3 rRNA genes are annotated in these 5,681 nt (G+C 55.1%); all 3 read right to left on the bottom strand.

The features are described from left to right. Nucleotides 1–67: 67 nt before the first annotated feature. Nucleotides 68–184, bottom strand: a 5S ribosomal RNA gene (rrf, locus tag ACFQB0_RS15330). Nucleotides 185–342: 158 nt separating this feature from the next. Continuing rightward, nucleotides 343–3,457 (bottom strand): 23S ribosomal RNA (locus ACFQB0_RS15335). 437 nt (nt 3,458–3,894) lie between these two features. Continuing rightward, a 16S ribosomal RNA gene (locus ACFQB0_RS15340) occupies nt 3,895–5,415 on the bottom strand. The 16S, 23S and 5S rRNA genes sit together here, the layout of an rRNA operon. Nucleotides 5,416–5,681 lie beyond the last annotated feature (266 nt).

Here is a 5,681-nt window from a genome sequence, read left to right on the forward strand (position 1 = left end):
GGCCGTTTTGTGTTTGGTGGGTTAACGTGGAATGGCCACCCGGGTGGGTGGCCATTTCACTGGTGTTGTCCGGCGGTGTCCTACTCTCCCACAGGGTCTCCCCTGCAGTACCATCGGCGCTGGGAGTCTTAGCTTCCGGGTTCGGAATGTGACCGGGCGTTTCCCTCTCGCTATGGCCGCCGAAACATTGTTGATGTGTTGTGGTGAGTCAAACAAGCACGCGCTGTGGGTGAGCACAGTGTCGTTGTTGTTTGGTTCTCGACCGTACATCGAGAACCACAGAGTGGACGCAAGCTTTCATGTTCCCCCCATACCAGCCTTACAACATGTATGGGAGTGGTGATTGTCAAGATATCGGCTTATTAGTACCGGTCAGCTCCACGAGTCTTTCGTCCTCGCTTCCACGTCCGGCCTATCGACCCAGTAGTCTAGCTGGGAGCCTCTCGCCCGAGGGCATGGAAATCTCATCTCGAGGCCGGCTTCCCGCTTAGATGCTTTCAGCGGTTATCCATCCCGAACGTAGCTAATCAGCGGTGCTCCTGGCGGAACAACTGACACACCAGAGGTTCGTCCAACCCGGTCCTCTCGTACTAGGGTCAGATCCTCTCAAATTTCCTACGCGCGCAGCGGATAGGGACCGAACTGTCTCACGACGTTCTAAACCCAGCTCGCGTACCGCTTTAATGGGCGAACAGCCCAACCCTTGGGACCTACTCCAGCCCCAGGATGCGACGAGCCGACATCGAGGTGCCAAACCATGCCGTCGATATGGACTCTTGGGCAAGATCAGCCTGTTATCCCCGAGGTACCTTTTATCCGTTGAGCGACAGCGCTTCCACAAGCCACTGCCGGATCACTAGTCCCGACTTTCGTCCCTGCTCGACGTGTCAGTCTCACAGTCAAGCTCCCTTGTGCACTTACACTCGACACCTGATTGCCAACCAGGTTGAGGGAACCTTTGGGCGCCTCCGTTACTTTTTGGGAGGCAACCGCCCCAGTTAAACTACCCACCAGGCACTGTCCCTGAACCGGATCACGGTTCGAAGTTAGATGTCCAGAGTGACCAGAGTGGTATTTCAACGATGACTCCACCCGAACTAGCGTCCAAGCTTCACAGTCTCCCACCTATCCTACACAAGCCACACCGAACACCAATACCAAGCTGTAGTAAAGGTCACGGGGTCTTTCCGTCCTGCTGCGCGTAACGAGCATCTTTACTCGTAGTGCAATTTCGCCGAGTTCGCGGTTGAGACAGCTGGGAAGTCGTTACGCCATTCGTGCAGGTCGGAACTTACCCGACAAGGAATTTCGCTACCTTAGGATGGTTATAGTTACCACCGCCGTTTACTGGGGCTTAAATTCTCAGCTTCGCCTTGCGGCTGACCGTTCCTCTTAACCTTCCAGCACCGGGCAGGCGTCAGTCCGTATACATCGTCTTGCGACTTGGCACGGACCTGTGTTTTTAGTAAACAGTCGCTTCCCACTGGTCTCTGCGGCCTTCACACGCTCCAGGAGCAAGTCCTTTCACGCTTCAGGCCCCCCTTCTCCCGAAGTTACGGGGGCATTTTGCCGAGTTCCTTAACCACGATTCTCTCGATCTCCTTAGTATTCTCTACCTGACCACCTGAGTCGGTTTGGGGTACGGGCGGCTTGAACCTCGCGTCGATGCTTTTCTTGGCAGCATAGGATCACCGATTTCGACTTGCGTCTACCCATCGGGTCTCAGCCTGTACGAGAGACGGATTTGCCTATCCCTCGGCCTACACCCTTAGACCGGGACAACCATCGCCCGGCTCGGCTACCTTCCTGCGTCACACCTGTTAATACGCTAACCGCACCAGCGTAGGGTCGTGTGCTAGGCCCACTCGTCTCGGCCCGAAGGCTCTGATCAAGGGGATTCAGACACTTAGCATTACTGGATTGGCTTGGGCGGTCCTTCGCCGGTACGGGAATATCAACCCGTTGTCCATCGACTACGCCTGTCGGCCTCGCCTTAGGTCCCGACTTACCCAGGGCGGATTAGCCTGGCCCTGGAACCCTTGGTCTTTCGGAGGACGGGTTTCTCACCCGTCTTTCGCTACTCATGCCTGCATTCTCACTCGTGTGGCCTCCACGGCTGGTTCACACCGCCGCTTCACTGGCCACACGACGCTCTCCTACCCATCAACACGGCTGGACCACGAAGGCCTACCACAAATGTCAATGCCACAACTTCGGTGGCGTGCTTGAGCCCCGTTACATTGTCGGCGCGGAATCACTTGACCAGTGAGCTATTACGCACTCTTTCAAGGGTGGCTGCTTCTAAGCCAACCTCCTGGTTGTCTGTGCAACTCCACATCCTTTCCCACTTAGCACGCGCTTAGGGACCTTAGTCGGTGGTCTGGGTTGTTTCCCTCTCGACGATGAAGCTTATCCCCCACCGTCTCACTGCTGCGCTCTCACTTACCGGCATTCGGAGTTTGGCTGACGTCAGTAACCTTTTAGGGCCCATCGGCCATCCAGTAGCTCTACCTCCGGCAAGAAACACGCAACGCTGCACCTAAATGCATTTCGGAGAGAACCAGCTATCACGAAGTTTGATTGGCCTTTCACCCCTATCCACAGCTCATCCCCTCCATTTTCAACTGAAGTGGGTTCGGTCCTCCACGACGTCTTACCGTCGCTTCAACCTGGCCATGGATAGATCACTTCGCTTCGGGTCTAGGACATGCGACTGAATCGCCCTATTCAGACTCGCTTTCGCTACGGCTACCCCACACGGGTTAACCTCGCCACATATCACTAACTCGCAGGCTCATTCTTCAAAAGGCACGCCGTCACCCCAACACGGAGGCTCCGACGGTTTGTAAGCAAACGGTTTCAGGCACTCTTTCACTCCCCTCCCGGGGTACTTTTCACCTTTCCCTCACGGTACTTGTCCGCTATCGGTCATCTGGGAGTATTTAGGCTTATCAGGTGGTCCTGACAGATTCACACGGGATTTCTCGGGCCCCGTGCTACTTGGGATGCTCCTCACGCCATTACGACATTTCGGCTACGGGGTTCGCACCCTCTCCGACTGGCCTTTCAATACCATTCGCCTATGTCGCGCTGTAACGTTCGCCATTCGGCAGAATCAGCAGAAAAGTCCCACAACCCCGACCATGCAACACCTGCCGGCTCTCACACATAATCGGTTTGGCCTCTTCCGGTTTCGCTCGCCACTACTCACGGAATCACTCTTGTTTTCTCTTCCTGTGGGTACTGAGATGTTTCACTTCCCCACGTTCCCTCTACCCGCCCTATACATTCAGGCGGGAGTCACCAGGTCACCCAAAGGGCCCGGCGGGGTTTCCCCATTCGGAAATCCTCGGATCACAGCTCGTTTATCAGCTCCCCGAGGCTTATCGCAGATTACTACGTCCTTCTTCGGCTCCAGATGCCAAGGCATCCACCGTTTGCTCTTAGAATCTTGAAATCACATGAGTTCGAATCGATTCCTCTAACAGAGAAATAGACCAATGATCAATCGAACACTCCCCCGAAAGGAAACGCCCGAAAAATCTTGTGATCGACCCCAAAGGGTCAATCTAAGATGCTCGCGTCCACTGTGTAGTTCTCAAAGTACGGGCGGCGCCTCCCCCACCCGGCCAGTCATGCCAGAAACAGGAAAGACCCAGAGTACCGTCCACCCGCAAAACGGGGGCCCGATCCCTCAGGACCCAACAGCGTGCAAAAGACCAGACCACTCCCCATCACCCGTTCCAACTCCGAAGAGCGTACTGAGACTCAAGATCGCCACCTGGCCACAATGTCAATGTTCCACCCATGAGCGCCACCGAGAAACATCCGTCCCCGAAATGACTTGGCAGTTTATTCCCCGTGTAAACAGCGAGGACTGCACATGCTCCTTAGAAAGGAGGTGATCCAGCCGCACCTTCCGGTACGGCTACCTTGTTACGACTTAGTCCTAATCACCGATCCCACCTTCGACAGCTCCCCCCAAAAAGGTTGGGCCACTGGCTTCGGGTGTTACCGACTTTCATGACTTGACGGGCGGTGTGTACAAGGCCCGGGAACGTATTCACCGCAGCGTTGCTGATCTGCGATTACTAGCGACTCCGACTTCATGAGGTCGAGTTGCAGACCTCAATCCGAACTGAGACCGGCTTTTTGGGATTCGCTCCACCTTACGGCATCGCAACCCTTTGTACCGGCCATTGTAGCATGCGTGAAGCCCAAGACATAAGGGGCATGATGATTTGACGTCATCCCCACCTTCCTCCGAGTTGACCCCGGCAGTATCCCATGAGTTCCCACCATAACGTGCTGGCAACATAGGACGAGGGTTGCGCTCGTTGCGGGACTTAACCCAACATCTCACGACACGAGCTGACGACAACCATGCACCACCTGTATACCGACCTTGCGGGGCGACCATCTCTGGCCGTTTCCGGCATATGTCAAGCCTTGGTAAGGTTCTTCGCGTTGCATCGAATTAATCCGCATGCTCCGCCGCTTGTGCGGGCCCCCGTCAATTCCTTTGAGTTTTAGCCTTGCGGCCGTACTCCCCAGGCGGGGAACTTAATGCGTTAGCTGCGACACGGAGACCGTGGAATGGCCCCCACATCTAGTTCCCAACGTTTACGGCGTGGACTACCAGGGTATCTAATCCTGTTCGCTCCCCACGCTTTCGCTCCTCAGCGTCAGTTACGGCCCAGAGATCTGCCTTCGCCATCGGTGTTCCTCCTGATATCTGCGCATTCCACCGCTACACCAGGAATTCCAATCTCCCCTACCGCACTCTAGTCTGCCCGTACCCACTGCAGACCCGAGGTTGAGCCTCGGGATTTCACAGCAGACGCGACAAACCGCCTACGAGCTCTTTACGCCCAATAATTCCGGACAACGCTTGCACCCTACGTATTACCGCGGCTGCTGGCACGTAGTTAGCCGGTGCTTTTTCTGCAGGTACCGTCACTTACGCTTCTTCCCTACTAAAAGAGGTTTACAACCCGAAGGCCGTCATCCCCCACGCGGCGTTGCTGCATCAGGCTTGCGCCCATTGTGCAATATTCCCCACTGCTGCCTCCCGTAGGAGTCTGGGCCGTGTCTCAGTCCCAGTGTGGCCGGTCACCCTCTCAGGCCGGCTACCCGTCGTCGCCTTGGTGAGCCATTACCTCACCAACAAGCTGATAGGCCGCGAGCTCATCCCTGACCAAAAAATCTTTCCACCAACACCCGATGCCGAGGAAGGTCATATCCGGTATTAGACACCGTTTCCAGCGCTTATCCCAGAGTCAAGGGCAGATTGCTCACGTGTTACTCACCCGTTCGCCACTAATCCACCCAGCAAGCTAGGCTTCATCGTTCGACTTGCATGTGTTAAGCACGCCGCCAGCGTTCGTCCTGAGCCAGGATCAAACTCTCCATAAATGCATAAACGCACGAAACGCAAAACGCCCCGGCACATCCACTGCACCCAACCACCAAAACAGGCAGAAAGACACAAGTTTGACACTGACAAAAAAACAAACATCATTACTGACATTCACTAATTCATCCAACAACAATCCCAAACAAATCCCCCACACCATCACCAGCAAAAAACCAGATCAAACACAAGAGACCAATTCGGCACATAACAATTGGCATATAACATTGTGCACGCTGTTAAGTTCTCAAAAATCAGACACACCCGG

This window comes from Luethyella okanaganae (assembly GCF_042660285.1).
Classification (GTDB): Bacteria; Actinomycetota; Actinomycetes; order Actinomycetales; family Microbacteriaceae; genus Luethyella; species Luethyella okanaganae.